The 21,858-nt window shown below is 43.8% G+C and carries 25 protein-coding genes; 15 read left to right on the top strand and 10 right to left on the bottom strand.

Going from position 1 to position 21,858, the window contains the following annotated elements:
- The first annotated feature begins 26 nt into the window (after nt 1-26).
- From K0I62_RS15800 to K0I62_RS15785, 4 genes are all read left to right on the top strand, one after another.
- Nucleotides 27-464 (top strand): YeeE/YedE family protein, encoded by a 438-nt coding sequence (locus K0I62_RS15800; protein ID WP_220069018.1) that lies wholly within the window; start codon nt 27-29, stop codon nt 462-464.
- Between the two features lie 10 nt (nt 465-474).
- The gene (locus tag K0I62_RS15795) at nt 475-936 is read left to right on the top strand and encodes a DUF6691 family protein (RefSeq protein ID WP_220069017.1); all 462 of its coding nucleotides are present in this window, start codon (nt 475-477) and stop codon (nt 934-936) included.
- A 111-nt stretch (nt 937-1,047) separates the two neighbouring features.
- Complete coding sequence (locus tag K0I62_RS15790) at nt 1,048-1,389, top strand: FKBP-type peptidyl-prolyl cis-trans isomerase (RefSeq protein ID WP_220069016.1); 342 nt, start codon at nt 1,048-1,050, stop codon at nt 1,387-1,389.
- Nucleotides 1,390-1,579: 190 nt separating this feature from the next.
- Nucleotides 1,580-2,944 carry a diguanylate cyclase domain-containing protein gene (locus K0I62_RS15785; RefSeq protein ID WP_220069015.1) on the top strand — a complete coding sequence of 455 codons (1,365 nt, stop codon included), beginning with the start codon at nt 1,580-1,582 and terminating at the stop codon, nt 2,942-2,944.
- A gap of 434 nt (nt 2,945-3,378) precedes the next feature.
- Here K0I62_RS15785 and K0I62_RS15780 read toward each other — a convergent pair whose 3' ends face one another.
- The 5 genes from K0I62_RS15780 to yjjX form a co-directional block, all read right to left on the bottom strand.
- A complete protein-coding gene (locus K0I62_RS15780; RefSeq protein WP_220069014.1) occupies nt 3,379-3,825 on the bottom strand; it encodes a SufE family protein in 447 nt (148 codons plus the stop codon).
- Between the two features lie 69 nt (nt 3,826-3,894).
- Nucleotides 3,895-5,106, bottom strand: a complete 1,212-nt coding sequence (locus K0I62_RS15775) for a cysteine desulfurase (RefSeq protein WP_220069013.1) — start codon at nt 5,104-5,106, stop codon at nt 3,895-3,897.
- A 92-nt stretch (nt 5,107-5,198) separates the two neighbouring features.
- Entirely contained in the window at nt 5,199-6,239 is a 1,041-nt protein-coding gene (locus K0I62_RS15770) for an NADP(H)-dependent aldo-keto reductase (RefSeq protein ID WP_220069012.1), read from the bottom strand.
- 123 nt (nt 6,240-6,362) lie between these two features.
- A complete protein-coding gene (locus K0I62_RS15765) occupies nt 6,363-7,331 on the bottom strand; it encodes a bifunctional helix-turn-helix transcriptional regulator/GNAT family N-acetyltransferase (protein WP_220069011.1) in 969 nt (322 codons plus the stop codon).
- 156 nt (nt 7,332-7,487) lie between these two features.
- Entirely contained in the window at nt 7,488-8,057 is a 570-nt protein-coding gene (yjjX, locus tag K0I62_RS15760) for an inosine/xanthosine triphosphatase (RefSeq protein ID WP_220069010.1), read from the bottom strand.
- Between the two features lie 673 nt (nt 8,058-8,730).
- On the opposite strand from yjjX, the gene K0I62_RS15755 reads away from it, so the two are divergent.
- Both K0I62_RS15755 and K0I62_RS15750 read left to right on the top strand, forming a co-directional pair.
- On the top strand, nt 8,731-10,002 hold the full coding sequence (locus K0I62_RS15755) for an aromatic amino acid transport family protein (RefSeq protein ID WP_220069009.1): 1,272 nt from the start codon (nt 8,731-8,733) through the stop codon (nt 10,000-10,002).
- A gap of 73 nt (nt 10,003-10,075) precedes the next feature.
- On the top strand, nt 10,076-11,443 hold the full coding sequence (locus K0I62_RS15750) for an L-serine ammonia-lyase (RefSeq protein WP_220069008.1): 1,368 nt from the start codon (nt 10,076-10,078) through the stop codon (nt 11,441-11,443).
- Nucleotides 11,444-11,541: 98 nt separating this feature from the next.
- On the opposite strand, the gene K0I62_RS15745 is transcribed toward K0I62_RS15750, so the two are convergent.
- Complete coding sequence (locus K0I62_RS15745) at nt 11,542-11,985, bottom strand: GNAT family N-acetyltransferase (RefSeq protein ID WP_220069007.1); 444 nt, start codon at nt 11,983-11,985, stop codon at nt 11,542-11,544.
- A 142-nt stretch (nt 11,986-12,127) separates the two neighbouring features.
- On the opposite strand from K0I62_RS15745, the gene K0I62_RS19290 reads away from it, so the two are divergent.
- Entirely contained in the window at nt 12,128-12,466 is a 339-nt protein-coding gene (locus K0I62_RS19290; protein ID WP_258405016.1) for a DUF4234 domain-containing protein, read from the top strand.
- Between the two features lie 165 nt (nt 12,467-12,631).
- Nucleotides 12,632-13,930: a dicarboxylate/amino acid:cation symporter gene (locus K0I62_RS15735; protein WP_220069006.1), complete on the top strand. Its 1,299-nt coding sequence runs from the start codon at nt 12,632-12,634 to the stop codon at nt 13,928-13,930.
- Between the two features lie 126 nt (nt 13,931-14,056).
- Here K0I62_RS15735 and K0I62_RS15730 read toward each other — a convergent pair whose 3' ends face one another.
- Nucleotides 14,057-14,479, bottom strand: coding sequence for an META domain-containing protein (locus K0I62_RS15730; protein ID WP_220069005.1), 423 nt, complete (start codon nt 14,477-14,479; stop codon nt 14,057-14,059).
- A 165-nt stretch (nt 14,480-14,644) separates the two neighbouring features.
- Here K0I62_RS15730 and K0I62_RS15725 point away from each other — a divergent pair, with 165 nt between their 5' ends.
- Nucleotides 14,645-14,848: a hypothetical protein gene (locus K0I62_RS15725; protein WP_220069004.1), complete on the top strand. Its 204-nt coding sequence runs from the start codon at nt 14,645-14,647 to the stop codon at nt 14,846-14,848.
- A 72-nt stretch (nt 14,849-14,920) separates the two neighbouring features.
- Here the strand turns inward: K0I62_RS15725 and K0I62_RS15720 are convergent, their stop codons facing one another.
- Together K0I62_RS15720 and K0I62_RS15715 are read right to left on the bottom strand one after the other, a co-directional pair.
- Nucleotides 14,921-15,862 carry a diguanylate cyclase domain-containing protein gene (locus K0I62_RS15720; protein WP_220069003.1) on the bottom strand — a complete coding sequence of 314 codons (942 nt, stop codon included), beginning with the start codon at nt 15,860-15,862 and terminating at the stop codon, nt 14,921-14,923.
- Between the two features lie 248 nt (nt 15,863-16,110).
- Complete coding sequence (locus tag K0I62_RS15715; protein WP_220069002.1) at nt 16,111-17,085, bottom strand: GGDEF domain-containing protein; 975 nt, start codon at nt 17,083-17,085, stop codon at nt 16,111-16,113.
- Between the two features lie 143 nt (nt 17,086-17,228).
- Here K0I62_RS15715 and K0I62_RS15710 point away from each other — a divergent pair, with 143 nt between their 5' ends.
- From K0I62_RS15710 to K0I62_RS15685, 6 genes are all read left to right on the top strand, one after another.
- Nucleotides 17,229-17,777 carry a GNAT family N-acetyltransferase gene (locus K0I62_RS15710; protein ID WP_220069001.1) on the top strand — a complete coding sequence of 183 codons (549 nt, stop codon included), beginning with the start codon at nt 17,229-17,231 and terminating at the stop codon, nt 17,775-17,777.
- Between the two features lie 76 nt (nt 17,778-17,853).
- A complete protein-coding gene (locus K0I62_RS15705; protein ID WP_258405015.1) occupies nt 17,854-18,138 on the top strand; it encodes a hypothetical protein in 285 nt (94 codons plus the stop codon).
- Nucleotides 18,139-18,180: 42 nt separating this feature from the next.
- A complete protein-coding gene (locus K0I62_RS15700) occupies nt 18,181-18,573 on the top strand; it encodes a VanZ family protein (RefSeq protein ID WP_220068999.1) in 393 nt (130 codons plus the stop codon).
- Nucleotides 18,574-18,651: 78 nt separating this feature from the next.
- Nucleotides 18,652-19,083 carry a DUF3429 domain-containing protein gene (locus tag K0I62_RS15695; protein ID WP_220068998.1) on the top strand — a complete coding sequence of 144 codons (432 nt, stop codon included), beginning with the start codon at nt 18,652-18,654 and terminating at the stop codon, nt 19,081-19,083.
- Entirely contained in the window at nt 19,083-19,472 is a 390-nt protein-coding gene (locus tag K0I62_RS15690; RefSeq protein WP_220068997.1) for a thiol-disulfide oxidoreductase DCC family protein, read from the top strand. Before K0I62_RS15695 ends, K0I62_RS15690 begins: the two co-directional genes overlap by 1 nt.
- The gene (locus K0I62_RS15685; protein ID WP_220068996.1) at nt 19,469-20,209 is read left to right on the top strand and encodes an SDR family NAD(P)-dependent oxidoreductase; all 741 of its coding nucleotides are present in this window, start codon (nt 19,469-19,471) and stop codon (nt 20,207-20,209) included. The genes K0I62_RS15690 and K0I62_RS15685 overlap by 4 nt, the downstream gene beginning before the upstream one ends.
- A 291-nt stretch (nt 20,210-20,500) precedes the next feature.
- Here K0I62_RS15685 and metK read toward each other — a convergent pair whose 3' ends face one another.
- The gene (gene metK, locus K0I62_RS15680) at nt 20,501-21,655 is read right to left on the bottom strand and encodes a methionine adenosyltransferase (protein ID WP_220068995.1); all 1,155 of its coding nucleotides are present in this window, start codon (nt 21,653-21,655) and stop codon (nt 20,501-20,503) included.
- Nucleotides 21,656-21,858 lie beyond the last annotated feature (203 nt).

Raw genomic sequence — 21,858 nt, 5'->3', positions numbered from 1 at the left:
TCAGTGTTAGATGAAAGAGGTATTTGATGTTTTCATCCTTCGCCCCCGCGCTATTCGGTGGCCTGCTTGTCGGTTTAGGCGCCATATTATTATTGTTACTTAATGGCAGAATAGCTGGGATCAGTGGCATTTTGTCTGGCGCACTTTGGTCTAGCGGAGAAAGTGACTCAAAAGGTCTTGCTTGGCAATGGTATTTTTTAGCTGGATTACTACTCAGTGGATTGCTGATGGGAGGACCACTTGAAGCCCTGTTTGGCGTCAAGCCTATGGATATGAGTACCCTAGAAATACCGACTCCGTTACTGTTGATATCTGGCGTATTAGTTGGGTTGGGATGTAGTTTAGGCAGTGGTTGTACTAGTGGTCATGGTATTTGCGGTATCGGTCGGTTATCGCCTCGATCGATTGTCGCTACGTTAGTGTTTATGTTTGTCGGCGTACTTGCCGCCATCGTGTTTCACTAGGAGGGCCATTATGAATAAATTGATGGCGCTGTTGTGTGGAATCCTGTTTGGTACGGGCTTGATGTTATCGGGACTTGCTGACCCAGATAAAGTGATTCATTTTTTAAATTTAAGCTTGTTGTTAACGGGAGAGTGGGATCCCTCATTGATGTTTGTGATGTCTGGGGCGTTAGCGGTTTATTTACCCACCTATTTACTGGTTGTGAAGCCAAGGGTATTAGATAACCAGGGTCCGCTATTGGATAAGCAATATCATCTGCCAGCCAAGCGAGCTATTGATGCGCCTTTACTGATTGGTTCGGTATTATTTGGTCTTGGTTGGGGGATGGTTGGGATCTGTCCTGGCCCTGGGATTGTTAACTTGGCCTATTTCGAACCTGATATTTTTCTATTTGTGTTTGCTATGGTGCTAGGGGCATATGTAGGTCGTCAGATTCATCGGTCGATACCTATTGCCGTTAATAATGCTTAAGCTCACCCGATTGCCTTAGCGCTGCCATTGTTGGCCGCAGTCTTATTATTAGCCTCCTTTATCGGGGGCTTTCTTATACTGATTAGTATTATCGTTGAGTTAGGAGTTCAAATGAATAGTGAATTAGAGATTATCGATGTCGAAGTTGGTGAAGGAAAAGCAGTGGTAAAAGGCGCGTTAATTACAGTGCAATATGAAGGTTTTCTATCCGATGGCACTAAGTTTGATTCTTCATATGATAAAGGAAGAGCGTTCCAGTGTGTTATTGGTACGGGGCGTGTTATCAAGGGATGGGATCAAGGCATGATGGGGATGCGAGTTGGTGGTAAGCGCAAGCTTAAGGTACCTGCTCACCTTGCCTATGGCGAACGTCAAGTTGGTGAGCTGATTAAACCTAATTCAGATTTGAATTTTAATGTCGAATTACTCGAAGTCTTGACCCGTGACGATTAAGTCACCTTTAATTTGTATTGCAATTGTTACCGCGTATAGTTATAAAATTTAAGCATCTAGCCGTGTTTGCAACTTTATGATGGCTTTATTTAATTAAAGATAGAAAGAGGAGTTTCGTTAACATGGAAGCGCGGTTTGTCTTCAGCGATTATAAATTACTTTTTTTGTGGTTTCTTAATAGAGATATTGCATGAATAGCGCTGCAGAAATAGCGATTGTCTTTGCTATTTCGGCGCTCACTTTAGTGAGTGTTATCGCCTTAGTGTTTAAGATAATCGCTCATCGCCGTTCATCCCATAAGAGTGAGCAGGTTAAAGGAGCGTTTGATAACCTTAATCAACATATTGACGACGGCTTGTTGTTAGTCAGTCACGATGGGTATCTGTTGCAACATAATCTCACCGCCCAACAACTTTTAGACAGAGATTCTAATGATTTATCTCATCGCTTCATCGGTGAGTGGCTTGATAATATTAGCGAGCTTTCGTCGATAACTTGTCCCGATCGCCAATATGGCAAAAGTTTAAATAGCAGTCAGATGGATTTAAGTTTTACTCGCTTAACCGATAACGGCGCTGAGTTACTGTTTTTGGTGCGTAAATTGGATCTATCCGACGAGATTGCGGGTGATGTGGAGCGTTTCAAACGCAGCCAATATTTTGCCCAAATAGGGACTTGGGATTGGAATGTGGGTACCGATATCCTTTATTGGTCTGAAGCGATATACGGTATCTTTGGATTTAAAGTCGGTGAAATAACCCCTAGTTATCAGTTCTTTTATTCACGTGTGCATCCAGAGGATAGGCAGAAGGTACGAGCCGGTGAGTTGAGGTGTATCGAAACGGGGGAAAATCACGATGAAGAATATCGAGTTGTATGGCCTGATAATAGCATCCACTGGGTAAGGGAGACGGGCAACCTAGTTAAAGACGAAAAAGGCGAAGTCGTCAAAATGATGGGCGTAGTACGTGATATTACTCAAGAAAAACTGCAGCAACATCATCTTCATCGTTTAGCGCATCATGATGCATTAACTGGGCTACCTAATCGATTGATGTTGGAGCAACACCTATTAAAATCAATCCAGCGAGCAAGGGCACAAAATACCAGAGTCGCATTGGTGTTTATCGATCTTAATGGTTTCAAAGAGATTAATGATACGTTAGGGCATAAAGCGGGCGATCAGGTTTTGGTTGCTTGCGCCAAACGGTTAAACGCACTTAAGCAGCCTAGCGATCTCGTTGCTCGTATTGGCGGGGATGAGTTTGTCATGGTCGTTGAGGGTTTGTTTAGTGAAAATAACCTAGATCAACAAGCAAATGAGATCTGTACTCGACTATCGCATCATTTGTCTCAGCCGCTAAATATTATGCCTACGGGGATTAACGCGAGTCTAGGTATTGCTGTTTTCCCTGAACATGCGGCGAATATGGATGGCTTGTTACATGTGGCTGATCAGGCGATGTATGCCGCAAAAGCTCGAGGGGACAATCAATACCAAATTGGGCTTGATGAGCAGTTTGAACAGACGGCGCGACAGGCATCAGTGATATAGTCTTGGTTAACTTTCCTATGCCGATATATCCTTGCTTTCGATGATCAACGCGCTCTGTTTTTGGCTGTGAATAAACATCACATAATATAAACGAGCAGCTAATCCAAGAAATGGTGAGCCTCATCGACCGTGAGAAATAAAATGCGCGCCTCTAAATGAGCAATACCAAATATCAATCCTTAATTCGACTCCAAATAACAGTCCTATACAGCGAGTAAGAGTGATTACGAAAGTCGTGTTCGGGTATTGTTGTCTCAAAGGTTCGCGTCATCTTTTCTCTTTCAAGTACGTACCGCAACATTAGGCGATTAGAGTGCACTCTAATCGAAGCGTAATACCTATATTTTTTGTAAGAGACTGATTTTTTTGAAGATTAATGCTTAACTAAATACCAATACGGGAAGAGAGCGATTATAGTGGGGTCAAACCGGTGTTTATTCGGCGGCGGATTTGATTGCTGCGGCTAAGGCAAATAAACCATTGGTTCTCGATGGACTCAGTTGACCCGTTAACCCTAGTTTATCGAAATAAGCATTAATATCTAATGCCGCGATGGTTTGCGCACTCTGTCCATGTGTCATCGCCAACAGTAATGCGATAAGGCCTTTAACAATCCGCGCATCGCTGTCGGCCAAATAGTAGTTCTTGCCTTCGATATTAATGTGATAAAGCCAAGCACTGCTTTCACAGCCTCGTACTTGCGCCTGTTCAACACGTAATGCGTCATCCAGTGTAGGTAAGGTCTTTCCTAGTAGCATTATCTCCCGATAACGCTCTTGCCAGTTGGCGGCGTGCTCGAAACGAGCCAATATCGCTTCGCTGTCGAAGGTTAACGCAAGATATTGTGCCTTTACTGGCTGTGGAGTTTTGGATGAACTCATGGATATCCTTGATCGCTGATGGCTCATTTGGGCCGTTAACGGTTTTTTTAAGTGCTTGCTTATTCTACTTTAGAGTAGCAGTTCTTTGACCGATTTTAGCGCATCGATAAAGCGATCGATATCTTCGACACTCGTGTAAACCCCAATTGATGCGCGGCAACACCCCTTAATATTGAGAGATTGCATCAGTGGCATGGCGCAGTGATGGCCACAGCGCACTGCAACGCCTTGTTGATCGAGCAGTATTCCTACATCTTGGTGGTGTTCGTCGGCCAGATTAAAGGCGACTGCGCCAAGGTTGTCATCATGGGCACCGTAGAGCGTAATATCGCCGAGACTACGCAGTGACACTTGTAGATAACTAAGTAGCTCAGCTTCTCGTGCTTGGGTTTCTGTTTTTGGTAAGGCCTTGATAAAATTAATGGCTTCACCGAGACCTATCACTTCGCTTATGGGCGGCGTCCCAGCTTCAAGGCGATTAGGTAGAATATTAAACACAGTGTTATCGAAACTGACGCTGGTGATCATCTCTCCGCCAGTGAGCAAGGGATCCAGTTTATCGAGCTGCTGATAACGGCCAAAAAGAATACCAACTCCAGTAGGACCATACATCTTATGGCCAGAGAATAGATAGAAGTCACAATTAATCTGCTGCACGTCTACATCCATATGGGCAATCGCTTGAGCGCCATCGATAACCGTTATCGCACCGACAGCTTTTGCTTGCGCCACCATCTGTTTGACTGGGTTTACCGTGCCTAGCACATTGGATACGTGGCAAAGAGCCACAATTACGGGCTGCTCTTTAAGTAACTGAAGATAAGCCTTGTTATCGATTCTCAGCTGATCATCGAGCGGAATGGGTTTTATGAGAGCTCCAGTGCGCTTAGCTAGCATCTGCCAAGGTACGATATTAGCGTGATGGGCTGCGGTATCGACTAAGATCACATCGCCTTTTTTGACCTGTTGGCTCAGGCCGTGGGCAATCATATTGATGCCCAGGGTGGTACCGTGGGTGAAGATAATCTCTTCACGCCGCTGAGCATGAATAAATGCTTGTACACTGTCGCGCACAGCCTCATAACTTATCGTCGCTCGAGTCGATAGCTGATGGGCCGCTCGATGGACATTGGCGTTATCATATTGATAGTAGTTTGCCATGGCATCGAGTACTTGCTTTGGCTTTTGGCTGGTGGCCGCAGTATCAAGGTAACATAGAGGATAATCCCCTAATGTCTGGGCAAGTGCAGGAAACTGCTCACGCAGTAGGTTCACGTCCATCGATGGGTCCAACGATAATAAATAATAGGCGCTAAGATCTTGGGAGATCTTAACGCCTATTGCAAGCGGCTTTTTAGTCAGATTCGCTTAGATTATGGGCAGGGAATACGGTATAGCTCTGCTAGTTCATTGAGTCTGGCAAGCAAAGGAGCACTTAGTGTCACCTCGATACTGTCGATATTCTCTTTGAGCTGCTCGAGATTGGTTGCCCCAATAATGTTTGAGCCGACAAATTGCCGTGTATTAACGAAGGCCAACGCCATCTGTGCCGGACTGAGATTAAATTCACGAGCCAGTTCGACATAAGCCTTGGTTGCTTCGAGTGCAATGGTTGATCCTGTATAGCGAGCGAAGCGCTTAAACAATGTTAGACGCGCCCCTTCAGGCCATTGATCATCCATGTATTTACCAGTCAACGCACCAAAGGCTAACGGTGAATAGGCCAGTAGTGGTAACTCTTCACGGTGAGCAATCTCTGCCATACCCACTTCGAAGCTACGATTAAGCAAGTTATAGGGGTTCTGCACGCTAATGATCCGTGGTAAGCCATGTTTTTCAGCGAGTCGCAGGTACTTCATCACGCCCCAAGGCGTCTCATTTGATACACCGATATAACGAATTTTTCCCGCAGAGATGAGTGAAGCTAATGCCTCAAGAGTTTCTATTATCGGGGTGAGTTTTTCCGAGTCTTGTTGCTGATAGAAGAGTTCACCGAAGAAATTGGTATTTCTATCTGGCCAATGAAGTTGATACAGATCGATCGTCTCTATCTGTAATCGCTCGAGAGAATCATCGACAGCTTGATGAATATTACGCCAATCTAGCGCCATATTGTCGCGGATACCGTCGCTCTTTCCGCCAGGGCCTGCCACTTTAGTGGCGATAACCAAATTATCTCGGTTACCTCGAGACTTAAGGTAGTTACCTAGAATGCGCTCGGTCTCTCCTTGGGTTTCTGCTTTAGGTGGTACCGGATACATCTCGGCAGTATCGATAAAGTTGATCCCTTTACCTATGGCGTAATCGAGTTGTGCGAACGCTTCGCTTTGGGTATTTTGTTCGCCCCAGGTCATGGTGCCGAGGCAAAGCTGACTAACGTCTAGGCTCGAATGTGGTAGTCGTCTATAGTCCATTCAAATCTCCAGAATGAGCAAGGATTACCCTTGAGGCTAGCAAGCTTTGTTGTGAAACACTAGATAATTTATTTCATGATTTATTAATAGATTATCTAGATGATCTCCATTTTAAATTTGTGGTCAAAGTTTAATCATCATCGGTATTTCACAGGCATCATGTCCCGTATTTCCAAGAGGCTTATCTAGATGTTTAAAGCCCAGCTTTTCATAAAGGAACACGGCCTCTTTTAAGCATGCCGTGGTTTCTAAATAGCAACTTTCATAACCTTGGCTACGAGCGAAATCTAAGGTTTGAAGCGCTAGGCGTCTTGCTAGTCCTTTGCCTCGTATCTTATTGTCAAAATACATCTTTTGTAACTCGCAGACACCAGGGTGTCCATCGAGAGGGGCAATGCCTGCACCGCCCCAAATTACGCTTTTAGCCTCTATAACCCAATAGTGAGCTTTAGGTTTATCGTACACTTGATATAAGGTGTCTAAGGTAGGGTCGGCAACACCATAACCCTTGTCTGGTGTTAGACCATATTCGGCTGAGACATGACGAATGACCCTAGCAATATGAGGATTGTCTTCAGGGGTGATACTGCGGATCTCGTATCCCTGTTGCATGTTCGCATACTCAATCGCTCTAGTGTATTGGGTCAAGGATGATTCTAATTGGGTGATTTGATTGGTCGATAATTGGGACAGAATAAGTGTAAATATCTGGTCTTGTTGCTGATTCAGATATTTGAGTTGTCGTTTACCTTGGGACGTAAGCTGACATAAAGAGCTGCGGCTATCTCGTGGATTATTACGGCTTTTGGCATAGCCTTTCTCACACAACTGGGTAACAGCTCGGCTAGCATTGGACTTATCAATATTCAATGCCATAGAGATTTGTTTTATGGAGAGTTCCTGTGAATCAATCTCAATCATTGCGTGAGCTTGAACTGGCGATATAGGCAGTTCCCCCAAAGCGGAATTGAGCAGACCTAATTGCCTGACTAATAATCTTGATAAACTGCGCAAGGATGAACAGGTTTGAGGGGGGTCGATAGCGCTAACCTGACTCGTTTCATCTATGGTGGCTTGGCAAGGAGATGACATTGGTGATCCGTAGCGGTAAATATAGTTGCGATTTACATCTAACTTAGACGGCCTAATTTAGAAATGCAAGTTTTTACTCATTCGACTCAAAACATTTTCAATTAACTTTGCAATGCAGCTTAAGATTTTCGCCCTAAGCTACTTATTTCGATAGGGTTAGCAAAAGATCTTGGGGTTTAAAAATGGTGCCATTGCCAGCACTATTGCCTGTGTATAAACGCTTTCTCTGCTCGCTTTTCCATCGGTAAACAAGGCAATTGCGCCACCTTTTTGCTTAATATTGACAGTATTAAATAACCTGTCCATGACATGCCCTAGCTCCTCTCCGTTCTCTAGTGCTTGATAGACTGACTCTGGCAGCGGCAGTTGTGCGCTTCGTCCTATCGATAATTGCCCTTGATAGATAACCGCCATATAGGCATAAGTTGCTGCACCATGGTCAAAGCGATCAACGCCTCCTTCCATTGCAATATAAAGATCGGCTGTCAGCCCTGGATTTAAGCGCGCTTGCTGCTCGCAGTAGCGTACACGGTTGATGGCTCCGGCTTTCGTTTCATTGTCAGTCATTGGTTGGTCAGCAACGTCTGAAGGCGCGTGAATACCTTGGCAAATCACCTGAGCGTTTGGAAATAGTAATGAGATGGCCTTGTTAGCGGCCCCAATTTTGACCGGATTTTTAGAGCCTACAGTAATGCGGATTTGATTTTGGTTGTTGAGTGTTGACATCGGTGATCTCTAGGGGCTGTTGATCTTTTAAGGTTTTTTGCTGCAAGTTGTTGGTTATTTATACAAGGCAGACGCTTTGTGGTTATTCTACATGAAAAGCTGACAACCAAGTAGAAATGACCAACAAACGTCGCCCTAAGGGGCGGCTAAAAACCTTTTACGCTTGGTTAACTGAATTTTGCTTAGATGACTAGGCTGCAATCTACTTACCTCGATTAAAACGTTTTTTGTCTTCAACAAAATTCAACCTGCAAAGATCAACGGGTCCTAACGATGAAAAGAATATGGCGGCTATTTGCCCATAGCGTGGGCTAAAATGCTTATAGCGCTTTTTATTGAGGTCATCGTATTGTTAACCCTAAGTACTTTGCTCTCTATGTTGGGCTCAGTGATTCCTTGTGTGGCAAGCGCTACAGGTGATGAAACTGTTAATGTTCAGTACGTTCTGGTTGTTGCTTTATTGCTAATATGAAAATTAATTACAGGCTTATTTAGAGATTGCTCACGATATTAGCTTGTTCTGAAATTTAACTACAGAATGCCGTTCTGGATCAATATTTTTAGCTTTTTCTCCTATATTCTGAGCGCAAATTTAGTCGACCTTCTAGCTGAATTACAGCCATTAGAAGTCGTGGAAACATTGAGATGCAAGTGCATCGAGAGGGTTTTATCTATGCAAAATGAAGCAACAGTTTCTGAAGTAATGGTTTCAACCAAACAGGGGTGGTCGCGCACAGATACCACTTGGATGTTAAGTTTGTTTGGCACTGCTGTAGGGGCTGGGATCTTATTCTTGCCAATTAACGCCGGAATGGGAGGCTTTTGGCCATTAGTGATGATGGCTGCGATTATTGGGCCTATGACTTACTTAGCCCACAGAGGTCTATCTCGTTTCGTGTGCTCATCACAAAAGCAGGGCAGTGATATTACTCATGTGGTTGAAGAGTATTTCGGTATTGGTGCAGGTAAAGCGATCACCTTACTTTATTTCTTTGCTATTTATCCTATCGTTTTAATTTATGGTGTTGGTATTACCAACACTGTTGATAGTTTTATTGTTAATCAGCTTGGCATGGCGTCTCCACCGCGTTTCATTTTATCTGGCGTGCTGATTTTAGGCATGATGTCAGTAATGGTTTCTGGCGAGAAATTCATGCTTAAGGTGACTCAATTGCTGGTTTATCCTTTGGTTGCTATTTTGGCCTTTATGTCTTTGTATCTTATTCCGAGTTGGAAAACGGACGCATTGATGCAAGTACCTGCCACCGGCGAATTCCTCGGAACCGTTTGGTTAACCATCCCTGTATTGGTTTTTGCATTTAACCATTCTCCTGCGATCTCTCAGTTCTCTGTATCGCTTAAGAAGCAACATGGACAAAATGCCGCTAAAAAAGCCGACGTTATTTTACGCAACACCACTATGATGTTGGTTGGCTTTGTAATGCTATTTGTTTTCTCTTGTGTGTTGTCATTAAGCCCAACGCAACTTGCTGAGGCGAAAGCACAGAATCTTCCAATTCTTTCCTATTTAGCCAATGTCCACTCGAGTGGTTTTGTGAGCTACTTTGGCCCTATCATTGCTGTTATTGCGATTGTGTCTTCTTTTTTTGGTCACTATATGGGAGCAACAGAAGGCATGAAAGGGATTATTACTAAGCAATTGCGTAGTGGTAACAGAGAGGTTGCTGACAGTAAAATTGACAAGTTTATTCTTGGTTTTATGTTCCTCACTATTTGGGGCGTGGCCATCATTAACCCAAGCATTCTGGGGATGATCGAAGCGCTGGGTGGCCCGATTATCGCGGCTATTTTGTATCTAATGCCAATGTATGCCGTATATAAAGTGCCTGCATTAAAAGCGTACCGTGGTCGTATCAGCAATGTGTTTGTGGTGATATCGGGCTTACTTGCCATGACTGCGATCGTGTTTGGTATGCTGTCTTAATACGGGGTTAAGTTATTGAGTCGTGATTGTTTTGATTGGGTGGCGGCTCATTTCATTTAAGTAGTGGTGATTTATGGTTAGCGCATTTGATATTTTTAAGATAGGTGTGGGTCCCTCGAGCTCACATACTGTCGGGCCGATGAAGGCCGCGAAAGGTTTTATCGATGATCTTCGTCAACGTGGAGAGCTGAACCTACTAACGAGTGTTACCGTTGATATTTATGGTTCATTGTCGTTGACAGGTAAGGGGCATCATACTGATATCGCAATTATTATGGGCTTAGCCGGTAATATGCCTGAAACCGTCGATATCGATTTAATGCCTGAGTTTATTCGCCAAGTCGAGCTTACTTCAGCTTTGCCCCTCGGTTCAGAGATGCATAGGGTTGATTTTCCGGCTGAAGCGGTTGTTTTTCATCAACACGCTTTGCCATTACATGAAAATGGTATGACTCTAAGTGCGTGGATTGGTGAAAATCGTGTCTATAGTCAGACCTACTACTCTATTGGCGGCGGCTTTATTGTTGATGAAGCGCATTTTGGTTTAACGGCTGCCAATGAAGTTGTGGTGCCTTATCCGTTTGCCTATGCGAGTGATCTACTTAAGTTGTGTGATGATACTGGCATGAGTATCAGCGCGATTATGCTGGCCAACGAAAAGGTATTTCATAGCGAACAGAGCATCTATCAACGCTTTGATGCTATTTGGCAAACCATGAAAGAGGGCATTGAACGAGGCTGTCATACCGAAGGCGTTTTAGCCGGCCCACTTAGAGTCCCACGTCGTGCGCCAGCACTATTTCGGCAGTTGGTGACCAATGAACGTCTATCTTCCGATCCTATGATGATTGTTGATTGGATCAATATGTTTGCGCTTGCGGTAAGTGAAGAGAATGCGGCTGGTGGTCGAGTCGTAACCTCCCCAACCAATGGTGCCGCAGGGATTATTCCTGCGGTACTGGCTTATTATGACAAGTTTATTCAGCCTGTCGGTCAGAAAGAATACACACGATTCTTTCTCGCAGCCGCTGCTATTGGTGGCTTATATAAGCGTAATGCTTCTATTTCGGGAGCCGAAGTTGGCTGCCAAGGCGAGGTCGGTGTTGCCTGTTCAATGGCCGCTGCTGGATTGGCTGAATTGCTGGGCGCTAATCCTTCTCAGGTATGTATTGCAGCCGAAATTGGTATGGAGCACAACTTAGGTTTGACTTGCGATCCTGTTGCTGGCCAAGTTCAGGTGCCTTGCATTGAGCGTAATGCGATTGCGGCGGTTAAAGCAATTAATTCTACTCGGATGGCGATGCGCCGTAACAGCGAACCAAGAGTCAGCTTGGACAAGGTGATCGCAACCATGTATGAAACGGGCAAAGATATGCACGTTAAATACCGTGAAACCAGCCAAGGGGGATTGGCGATTAAAGTCACCAGTATTTGCGCTTAAAGCTGTGCTTAGTGTCTATCGCTAAACATACAATGCCCTAGCAAGGATAATGTCTCTAGGGCATTTTTGTATAAGCTTGTAGGTTATACTGATTGGTATTATTTTTCTTCGTACATCAAGTAGTAGCTTTGTTCCATACCCAGCGCTTGGTATGTTTGTTGCGCCTTGCTGTTTTCCTGTTCGACATAAAGTCTAAAGCTAGCGGCCCCTCCATTTTGCTCGGCGATCGCTTTTACCGTTTGATAAAGCTCGCCGTAAATTCCTTGGCGACGACTCTCAGGCCGAATATAGACGCTTTGGATCCAATAATAATCTTTGGCTCGCCAATCACTCCATTCATAGGTGACCATGAGAGAACCTAGAATTTCACCCGCTTGTTCAGCAACCAGATAGAAGCCTTTTTCAGGATGGTCTAATAAGGTTTTTACGCCTTTAGAGAGGATCTGTTCGTCGAGTTGTAACCCTTCGGTTTCGTTGGCCATCGCCTGATTAAATCGCACTAAAGCGCTCAGATCTGCTTGTTGACCTTTTCTTATTTGCATTGTGTTCTCCTTAATAAGAAGGTCACTTTAGCATGTATTCAGTGGCGAGTTAGAGAGAATATTTTAGTAACGGACTACGACTAAAGTCTAACTCTGCTAGACTTTTATTATGCGCATATAGTCAACCGTTATAGGTGAGGTTATGAAACATGAACAGCCACAAAAAACGCTATGTACAAAGAATACAGATAGCGCTGGGACTAAATTAAATCACCGTAATATTAGCGCTATAGAAGCGCATTGTTTTCAACTCCATAAGATCGAACATCATTGGCACTTCTTATTAACCTTAGTGACTTTTGGATTGTGGGGACTGGTCTGGTGGCGAATCATTTTAAGGTCGCAAGGTAAGCAAGGGGAGTTTTTCCATGGCTTTGATGATGCTTATTGGAGCCACTTGATTGAAAGAGATCAGCCGCCAGCTGCACTGCATACATTGGAGTTTGATAACCCCAAACCCTCTTATCGGTTTGACGCCTGAGCATGTCAGTCTTTATTGGTGTTGCTCATGACATGCATCACACACTTTACCGTGTTCGCTGTGATAAAATTGAGTTCCCTATTGTGCGTGCATGATGGTAAGACTGCTGTTCTAGTCGTTTAAGCGTTCGCTAGGCGAAATCACTCTCTATTCAAGGTTAAAAACATGTCTCAACAATCCTCTTCTTGGCTGGGCCGAGCCTGGTCTGGCTGGATGTCTGTGCCACTTTGGCTGCAGATTCTGATTGGTATGCTCTTAGGGATCTTAGTGGGTATTGGACTTGGCGAGCAGGCTGTTGTACTTAAGCCTATAGGAACGCTTTTTGTAAATACAATTAAGATGTTAATCGTTCCGCTTGTATTTTGCTCCCTGATTGTTGGCGTGACTTCTATGCAGGATACCGCAAAGATGGGAAGGATCGGCTTTAAGTCGTTTGCTTTCTATTTAGGAACAACCTCTATCGCGATCACTTTGGGACTCGCCATTGGTTATATTATGCAGCCAGGTGCGGGGTTACATATGACCCCAGATGTCAGTGTTGCAGTGGCTAAAGAGGTTCCCTCTGTGATGCAGACCTTAATCAATATTGTGCCAACCAATCCTATTGCGGCATTAGCAAATGGCCAGATATTACAAGTGATCGTCTTTGCTGTGGCACTGGGGATCTCGTTGGTCTTAATTGGCGATCATGGTAAGCCTGCGATCAAGGTGTTTGAGAGCTTGGCGGAAGCCATGTATAAACTGACGGATATGGTAATGAAGTTAGCTCCTTATGGCGTATTCGGCTTAATGGCTTGGGTTGCTGGGCGGTATGGTATCGATATGCTTGCACCGTTGCTTAAGGTCATCATTGCTGTTTATGTCGGTTGTGCGCTGCATATTATTGGTTTCTATAGCCTATTGTTGAGCACAGTTGCTAAGCTTAATCCGCTGCAGTTTTTTAAAGGGATCCGCAGTGCGCTAGCCGTTGCTTATACGACGTCAAGTTCAGCTGGAACCTTACCCGCCAGTATGAAGTGTGCTAGTGAGTCTTTAGGGGTCAATAAGAAAATATCCAGTTTCGTGTTACCGCTGGGGACGACCATCAACATGGATGGTACCGCGCTGTATCAAGGCGTGACGGCACTGTTTGTGGCGCAGGCATTTGGTATCGATCTCACTTGGGTTGACTATATCACCATTATCTTAACCGCAACCTTGGCCTCTATTGGTACCGCAGGTGTGCCCGGTGCGGGTTTAGTCATGCTGACTTTAGTGCTGACCACAGTGGGATTACCATTGGAAGGTGTTGCCCTTATTGCGGGGATCGACCGTGTTTTAGATATGGCTCGTACCGTGGTGAATGTTTCTGGTGACTTAGTTGCGACAACGATTATTGCCAAGTCAGAAAACGAACTCGATGTTGAGCATTACAATGCAGATGCTGAGCAGAGTCAGATCTTGGCCGAGAAACTCGAAGGCTAAGAGGCAGCATTTGTAGATAAGTGAGTTAGATAACTGATCTATGAATAGCAGCTTTATGAATCAACGCTCTATTCATCAATGTGAAAGTTAAAACCGTCAAGTGTGGCGGTTTTTATTCACTGCGTTTTATTTTGTGTCAGTTTTAGTCAGTGACAACTGAATATTACCGTCGACATCTTTAAGTAATAACTTACCTTTTGATTCATTTGCTTGGGTCACTGACGCCATGGCTTGCATAACACGTTGTTCTTGATTCATTAACGCATCGACGCAGGCTTTCATTGTGCTACCCGCAGGTGACAGTTCAAGTTGTTGACCATCGAGTTTATATTGGCCAAAGAACTCGTTGCAGCTGTTATTGCCACTGAGTTTTCCACCGTCTGCAAATACTAATTGGGCAGGGCTGTAATCGATGACAGCTTCACCTTGTACGGCTTCTATAAGCCATGTTCCTTCAATAGCGATATCCGGTGTATCCTGTACAGGGATTGTTTGGCAAGCTGATAAACCTGTAAGCATACAGGCGATTAAGACGTGCTTTTTTAACATGATGAAGCCCACAAAATAATTCAGATCGCTATTTTGACAATGTTAGTGGTAATAAAAAAGAGATGAATGAGAGTTTTAACATGATTTTTTGTTCATTTAGATCCTTAACGCTAAATAGGTCAGATAATAGCAGTAAAAGATAGTATTGAGAGGATTGAAAACGAGATGATGACAGGATTAAAAATCACTCATTGGGTGGGGGTATTTATGTTACTCGTGGGTGTAGCTATTTATTTCTTTACCTCGCTAACTCAAGAGATTAACGGCATGCTTTTGGTCGCAACCTTAATTGGCTTAGGTTTAGTGATGATGTCTCCCTTTCCAATTGTCATGTTTATCCAATGGGCACGCTCGCAGGAAGAGTCTTAATCATAGGTCGGTCTGCACCTTTTAAGAGTGGTTATTCTAGGCTAGGAGTCTTCGCGTTTTGATATGTTGCTGCTAAATATTGATTCGATTCGGGATATCTGCTTTGTTGGTAATTAAGTTTTGCCGTGCGGCTTCTAACATAGGCTCGATAGCAAGGTGAGAGTTAGGAGTAAAAAAGCTACAACCTATAGCCATTTGTGCGTTAATTTCCTCTTTGGCTATCTGTTTTTTTAGACGGCTAGTGAGACTGTCTAGGTTCACTTGATTGTCGACAAATGCAAGGATGGCAAATAACCGATCTTCGATCCGCGCTGACACATCAGCGTCTCGCATATGATGATGTATTACCCTTGCCAACTTTCTTAATCCTTGGCTTTGAGCGGCTTTATCTGTGTAATCGCTAATATCTTCAATAAGCACGATCCCAGCATGAGAACCAAAGCGGCGGCTAAGACTTAATTGTCTAGGGGCCATTAGGTTAAATCCGTAGGGATTTAACATACAGGTCAGTTCATCTTGCACTGACATCATCTGTATTTGTTGCATTAAGAAAAGCTGCTTTAATTCAGCTTGCAGAAGCGCTTTACTGTTTTCTAGCATTGGGAGTAAACGATTGAAGTGTTTAGCTTGCTTACTGTTGCAAACGATAATGATGCCAAAGACTTGGCCATCGGCCCAATAGATGGGCAAGGCGCAAATCTTTTCAAATTGTGACAATTTGCTATGGGGATCTTGAGTTTGAGTGAGTGCTAAAACACCATAGCCACTGTGTGCTAGTAATGCTGACGACAACTGGGGATCTTTAAATTGTGTCCCTGCGTATAGCGCTAAATTTGTTGTTTGACGACTGCAGACGACCTGAAAATCACCTTCAATATATTGCAAAACCATACAGGCATCGGCCTGGTAAAACTCATTGAGTAGGTCAACTTGTTGCTGCCAACGAGGAAGGGTGATAGCGGGATGATCGCGCTCTCTTAACCATAAAGTTTGATCGGTACATTGCAGTAGCATTATATTGCTCTCTTATTATTGTTCAACATATCGAGTTTATCTGTACATTGTATGATAACGCGTAGAATTGGTATCACAACCTAAAGGCGTTTGTTGCGATAATGTAAACCTTTTTTTTGGGAGCATTGTCTAGTTTTTATAAAAAGATTCATTTCTCTTGCTACAGAGCATTGCTCTTTAGTGTACTCCTTTGTGTTGTACTTTTTGCTCCTCTGGTACTTAGGTTATGTTAGCTAAGTGGTTATTCCTTACTTTTTAGTCATTGTCGTTTCGTCTGTTTCAATCACATCCTGGGTTGATTTCTGAGAGCGTAATTGATTCTTTGCTTTTTCTAGCATGGGGGCCAATTTGGCACTGGATTCTGGTGCGAAGAAGGCATATCCACAGTCGAGTTGTAGCTGATCATTTTGTTGATTCAATAATTTTTCTACACGTTTGCCTATGTGGGGGAGGTCTCGCTCAGCATCGATAAAGACTAAAACGACAAACTGTGCCTTGCTATAATGAGCGGCAATATCAGCGGTACGAATCGTATCTTGGATAATATTTCCCAGTAGTCTTATGTGCTTATCTTCAATAATTTCTAGTCTAGGGGGGGTAGGATACAACTCAAAGAACAGAATACCTGCATGAGCACCAAAGCGACGCCCTAGGTTTAACTGCCGTGGTGCCATCATAATAAAACCATAGTGATTAAGCATCCCTGTTTCACGATCACGCATCGATAGCGACTCTATCCGCTGACTTTGACATAGCAAGGCTAAATCTTGCTGCAACAATATCTGGAAAGGTTCAAGCATGAAAGAGTTGATCCCTGGCGTACCATCATCGGCAGTGTTGATCACACATAGGCAACCGAAAATACTGCCGTCAGGCCAGAGGATAGGGCGTGACAAAATGTTGTTTACCGACGCTAGGTCATCGGGTAGTGCCATGGTGTTGCTTGATAGTTCAAGGTTGATGCCATCAGGTTGACTGCTCGATAATCGGTTAAATAGGTCTATTTTTTCACTATAGACTGTGCCAGACAGGTATTTGCGGGTATCGTTGATAGAGCTGACTATTACTTCAAAACCTAAATCGGTTTTTTGCACCACAAAGGCGACCTCAGCTTGATAATATCGCTTCATTAATTCACATTGATGCATCCAGCGCACTAAGTTTATCTGTGCATTGTCGTTTTCCAGTATACTTATTCCAGTGTGTATGTTTTCTGGCAGCATGAGAAGTATTTACCATCAATGTTGAAAGTATGTTAATTGTGGTCTTCGATAGGGCTTTTAGCAAATGTCCGCGCTGTATTTTCATTGGTTTCCCCTGTTTTTTGGCAAAATAGATTTATTAAGATCTGATAGTGAGAGGTTTGATGCAAATAAGGCAAGCGACATTGGCAGATGCACAAGCGATAGCTCAACTTGAACAGTCGCAATTAGAAGCTGAGTTAGATCCTAGTCAACGTGGTGGTATCATGACGGGGCAGTCATTTTCCTTAGGGGATATTCAAACCCTCATCAAAGCACATTGGATTGTGTTGGCGGAGCAAGACGGAACCATTATTAGTTATGTGATTGCAGGAAAATGGTCCTTTTTCGAGTCTTGGCCTATTTATCGACGCTTGCTAGGACGAATGAGTGAACTTGAGTTTGATGGAAAGTCGTTGAATAAACAGAACTGTTGTCAGTATGGCCCTATCTGGATAAGTCCTGCACATCGTGGCCAAGGACTATTTGAGGTTATGGTAACCGAGTTAAAACTCGCGGTAAAACAGCAGTATCCTTATATGCTGACTTTTATTTCTGAGGAAAATGAGCGCTCTTTTGCTGCACATACCAATAAAGCTTCTATGCAGGTGGTCGACTTTTTCGGCTTCGACGGTAGGGATTACTACCTGCTCGCCACGGCTAACGAAGGCTAGAATATCGATGAACTCTCTTAACTTAAATTTGTTATTACAGCCCTATGAAAAACTCAGTTTAAGTGCCTTTGATAATATGAAATTGATTCGAGCCTTATTGAGTGAACAGGGGGAGAGTTGTCATTGCTTCGAACTGCCGCGGATAAAAGAGGGCTGCGAATCACGTAATGGCTATTTTGTTAACTGGCAAAATAATTGGATCGATTGTGGTTGGACAAACGACTACAGTGCTCACATCAAATTCGTTACGGCGCCATCACTGCAAGCCATAAAGGTGGCAAGAGAGGTCGCGGTACCGATACTGACGATTCAGCAAATCTCGTTTATGTGTATGGAATATAGTCATTTTGATCACTGCTGATTCATTTCGAATACATCTTAATAAAACGAGTCGATACTTGATATGGTGAGATTGTTTGCAGGCTTAAGTGTGTTATTTAGTCTGTTTCTCGGTTGGATTATTTATAGCGCCGATGCGGGGCAGCCCAACCTATTTTTTGACCTGATTAAACAGGTCCCCAATGGTGATAAATTGGGGCATTTGCTGCTGTTTGGCACGCTTACACTGTTGGTTAACCTTGGCACAAATTTTAGACGTGTTCCTCTAGGCCATTTTAGCCCTTACCTCGGTGCGACGGCTGTTGCTGTTATCGTTGTTATAGAGGAGTGCAGCCAAGCTTATTTTCCGCAGCGGACCTTTGATTTGTTTGACCTGCTGGCCGATGCCGTGGGCATATTGATTTTTAGTTGGCTGAGCTATCAAATTGAAATAAAAAGTCAAAACCTTCAATCTTAGCAATCGCTACAACTTGGTATGATCGCAATACCAGCTTAATACGTAATAGTCTTAAATTACCTTAAGTGGAGTGCGCTCATGTCAAAAACCTATTCTATGTTGGGGTATGCAGGACTCTTACCTTTTATTATTTCTACCTGCTTAATTTTGATGGGACAAACACTCTTCTCTATCGATCCCTTTACGTTGTTCATCACCTACAGCGCTATTATTCTTTCGTTTCTTGCTGGCACCCTGTGGGGCAGAGAAAGTAGCAAAGTTCATTATCTTAATGATGACAAATTGTTGATTATCAGTAACGTAGTAAGTGTATTGGCTTGGGTGACCATTGTCATTAACCACCTTTATGCTTCACTGATCATCTTAATGCTGGGTTATGTGGTGGTCTACCGACTAGACAAGCAGCAGTGGCGTGACAAAACCTTATCTGATGAATATATCCAGCTAAGAACTTATCTTACTGGCGTGGCGTTGGTTTGCCACGTCATTGTATTAGGGGTTGGCAACTGATGAAACTTCGCATCTTCTATGACAGTCAATGTCCACTTTGCGCGGCCGAGATGGCTAAGCTAAAACGATATGATACTAAAGAATTTATAGAGCTCGCCGATCTCGCGAGTGTCGACTTTACCACGCGATTTCCCCATATCGATGCCAAATACGCCAATCAGATATTGCATGGCGAAACCGAACATGGCGAATTGTTAACAGGGCTAGATGTCACCTACTTAGCTTGGGCGTTAGTGGGCAAAAAACACTTTGTTGTGCCGTTAACGTGGCCAGTGGTTAAACCCGTTGCAGATTTTCTCTACTTAAAATTCGCGAAGCATAGGTACAAAATTTCCTACTTATTAACTGGCAAGAAACGCTGCGATACAGGTCAGTGTGGTATGTCATGAAGGAAGTTTCGACGAAAGAAGCATGCCGTGGCGGCGTTTCCGTCGTCATCGGAGCCAGTAGCGTGATTGCCAAAGCGTTGATTGGCCATCTTTTAATGCAAGGTCCTGTGATAGCAATTAGTCGTCAACCCTTAACCTTTACAGCTAAGGGGCTTAAATCTATTCAAAGTGGTTACAGTGAAGGGGAGATTGCTGCATTAGTGAGTGAGCTAGCCGTTCAGAAATACGTTATTAGCAATGTGTTTATTTTTAATGGCGTTTTACATCAAGACACGGTCAAACCTGAAAAACGGCTTGAAGAGCTGAGCGAAGAGGCGATGAATACCCTGTTTAAGATTAATACCATTACGCCGATGATGTGGCTGAAACACCTGATGCCGTTAGTAAAAGGTGATAGAAAATGCGTCATTGCGGTAATGAGTGCCCGTATCGGTAGCATTAGTGACAATCGCCTTGGAGGCTGGTACAGCTACCGAGCATCTAAGGCCGCGCTCAATATGCTGTTGCAAACATCGGCCGTTGAGTATGCTCGCCGTGCTAAGAATGTAGCAATATTGGCATTTCATCCCGGCACAACCGACACGCCGTTGTCTAAGCCATTCCAGCAAAATGTTCCCAAAGAAAAACTCTTTTCTCCCGACTTTGTCGCTCAGCGGCTGTTAGCCGTGACACAAACCGTGACTCCTTCAACGCAGGCCCATTTTATCGACTGGAATGGTGAAGCGATTTTATGGTGATTCAATTTTGTTGCGAGTGAAGCAGTGCATATCGATCAAACAAGGCTAATGCAGTTAGAGCTGTGCTAGGTGTGTGTTAACGACTTTGACTGTGGAGCAACTATGCTGTTCACTCGTTGTCTTGCCTCATAAGCGTTCAGCTTTAGTGCTAAATCGTGCTGAGCGATCAGATCTTTTTATTCGTTATGCAGAGCCAGCTCAGCCGTTAACGTAGATTGATTCGTGTTAATTTAAGAAAGCAAGGATACAAAAAACCGCCATATAGGCGGTTTTTTTAACTGATAATCTTGATTAAAGCTTGGCGTCAGCGCGAAGAGCGTCGGCTTTATCAGTGCGTTCCCAAGGGAACTCGTTACGACCAAAGTGGCCATACGCAGCTGTCGCTTTATAGATTGGGCGAGCGAGATCTAGCATCTCTGTTAGTCCATAAGGACGTAGATCAAAGTGCTGACGTACAAGCTTAATCAATACATCTTCAGATACTTTACCCGTACCGAAGGTTTCAACGCTGATTGAGGTCGGCTCTGCTACACCAATAGCATAAGAAACTTGGATCTCACAGCGATCGGCAAGACCCGCTGCAACAATGTTCTTAGCCACATAACGCGCAGCATAAGCAGCACTACGGTCAACTTTTGATGGGTCTTTACCAGAGAAAGCACCACCACCATGACGCGCCATACCACCGTAGGTATCAACGATGATCTTACGACCAGTTAGACCACAATCGCCTACTGGGCCACCGATAACAAAACGGCCTGTTGGGTTGATAAAGTACTTAGTATCTTTAGTTAACCACTTAGCCGGTAGTACAGGCTTAATGATGGTTTCCATCACGCCTTCGATTAGGTCTGGCTGACTAACATCTTCACGGTGTTGAGTTGACAGTACAACCGCATCGATACCAGCAATGCTTCCGTCATTGTTATAAGCAAAAGTCACCTGACTTTTCGCATCTGGACGTAACCATGGAAGGGTGTTGTCTTTACGTACTTCTGATTGACGCTTAACCAACTTATGAGAATAAGTGATCGGTGCTGGCATTAATACGTCAGTTTCGTTGTTGGCATAACCAAACATTAAACCTTGGTCGCCAGCGCCTTGTTCTTTAGGATCTGCGCGATCAACACCTTGATTAATATCTGGAGATTGCTTACCGATGGCGTTAAGTACGGCACAAGAATCGGCATCAAAACCCATATCAGAGTGAGTGTAGCCAATATCGCGAACGGTTTTACGGGTGATCTCTTCGATATCAACCCATGCAGAAGTGGTCACTTCACCACCAACCATTACCATGCCGGTTTTTACGTATGTTTCACACGCAACACGAGCTTTAGGATCTTGCTCTAAGATCGCGTCGAGTACCGCATCAGAAATTTGATCGGCGATTTTATCTGGATGACCTTCTGAGACCGACTCAGAGGTAAACAAGTGCTTTGCCATAATGGAAAATCTCGTGTTTATACAATTTGAATGTGTAGAAGTATCTACATCTAGACGGCTATTTTAGTGGAAAACAAACGGGATAACACCCTTTTCGATAAAAATTGTGCTGTAACACCCAGTAAATAATCTAATGATGCTCATTATATTTTTTGCTGAGCTTCTATAACGTATTGTTATATAGTTACTATTTATTAAATTCC

Origin of the sequence: Shewanella psychrotolerans (assembly GCF_019457595.1) — a bacterium.
Lineage (GTDB): Bacteria > Pseudomonadota > Gammaproteobacteria > Enterobacterales > Shewanellaceae > Shewanella > Shewanella psychrotolerans.
Note: the sequence above shows the minus strand (reverse complement) of the source record. Positions and strands in the feature narration are given on the sequence as shown.

Coding starts and splice junctions, on each gene's coding strand:
- K0I62_RS15745 (WP_220069007.1), bottom strand. CDS start 11,985: ATGCAAATAAGAAAAGGTCAACAAGCAGATCTGAGCGCTTTAGTGCGA.
- K0I62_RS15765 (WP_220069011.1), bottom strand. CDS start 7,331: ATGTCATCTCCTTGCCAAGCCACCATAGATGAAACGAGTCAGGTTAGC.
- K0I62_RS15700 (WP_220068999.1), top strand. CDS start 18,181: ATGGTGAGATTGTTTGCAGGCTTAAGTGTGTTATTTAGTCTGTTTCTC.
- K0I62_RS15775 (WP_220069013.1), bottom strand. CDS start 5,106: ATGGACGTGAACCTACTGCGTGAGCAGTTTCCTGCACTTGCCCAGACA.
- K0I62_RS15690 (WP_220068997.1), top strand. CDS start 19,083: ATGAAACTTCGCATCTTCTATGACAGTCAATGTCCACTTTGCGCGGCC.
- K0I62_RS15780 (WP_220069014.1), bottom strand. CDS start 3,825: ATGAGTTCATCCAAAACTCCACAGCCAGTAAAGGCACAATATCTTGCG.
- K0I62_RS19290 (WP_258405016.1), top strand. CDS start 12,128: ATGAAACATGAACAGCCACAAAAAACGCTATGTACAAAGAATACAGAT.
- K0I62_RS15755 (WP_220069009.1), top strand. CDS start 8,731: ATGCAAAATGAAGCAACAGTTTCTGAAGTAATGGTTTCAACCAAACAG.
- K0I62_RS15750 (WP_220069008.1), top strand. CDS start 10,076: ATGGTTAGCGCATTTGATATTTTTAAGATAGGTGTGGGTCCCTCGAGC.
- K0I62_RS15685 (WP_220068996.1), top strand. CDS start 19,469: ATGAAGGAAGTTTCGACGAAAGAAGCATGCCGTGGCGGCGTTTCCGTC.
- yjjX (WP_220069010.1), bottom strand. CDS start 8,057: ATGTCAACACTCAACAACCAAAATCAAATCCGCATTACTGTAGGCTCT.
- K0I62_RS15735 (WP_220069006.1), top strand. CDS start 12,632: ATGTCTCAACAATCCTCTTCTTGGCTGGGCCGAGCCTGGTCTGGCTGG.
- metK (WP_220068995.1), bottom strand. CDS start 21,655: ATGGCAAAGCACTTGTTTACCTCTGAGTCGGTCTCAGAAGGTCATCCA.
- K0I62_RS15790 (WP_220069016.1), top strand. CDS start 1,048: ATGAATAGTGAATTAGAGATTATCGATGTCGAAGTTGGTGAAGGAAAA.
- K0I62_RS15725 (WP_220069004.1), top strand. CDS start 14,645: ATGATGACAGGATTAAAAATCACTCATTGGGTGGGGGTATTTATGTTA.
- K0I62_RS15715 (WP_220069002.1), bottom strand. CDS start 17,085: ATGCTGCCAGAAAACATACACACTGGAATAAGTATACTGGAAAACGAC.
- K0I62_RS15795 (WP_220069017.1), top strand. CDS start 475: ATGAATAAATTGATGGCGCTGTTGTGTGGAATCCTGTTTGGTACGGGC.
- K0I62_RS15730 (WP_220069005.1), bottom strand. CDS start 14,479: ATGTTAAAAAAGCACGTCTTAATCGCCTGTATGCTTACAGGTTTATCA.
- K0I62_RS15720 (WP_220069003.1), bottom strand. CDS start 15,862: ATGCTACTGCAATGTACCGATCAAACTTTATGGTTAAGAGAGCGCGAT.
- K0I62_RS15785 (WP_220069015.1), top strand. CDS start 1,580: ATGAATAGCGCTGCAGAAATAGCGATTGTCTTTGCTATTTCGGCGCTC.
- K0I62_RS15710 (WP_220069001.1), top strand. CDS start 17,229: ATGCAAATAAGGCAAGCGACATTGGCAGATGCACAAGCGATAGCTCAA.
- K0I62_RS15800 (WP_220069018.1), top strand. CDS start 27: ATGTTTTCATCCTTCGCCCCCGCGCTATTCGGTGGCCTGCTTGTCGGT.
- K0I62_RS15705 (WP_258405015.1), top strand. CDS start 17,854: ATGAAATTGATTCGAGCCTTATTGAGTGAACAGGGGGAGAGTTGTCAT.
- K0I62_RS15695 (WP_220068998.1), top strand. CDS start 18,652: ATGTCAAAAACCTATTCTATGTTGGGGTATGCAGGACTCTTACCTTTT.
- K0I62_RS15770 (WP_220069012.1), bottom strand. CDS start 6,239: ATGGACTATAGACGACTACCACATTCGAGCCTAGACGTTAGTCAGCTT.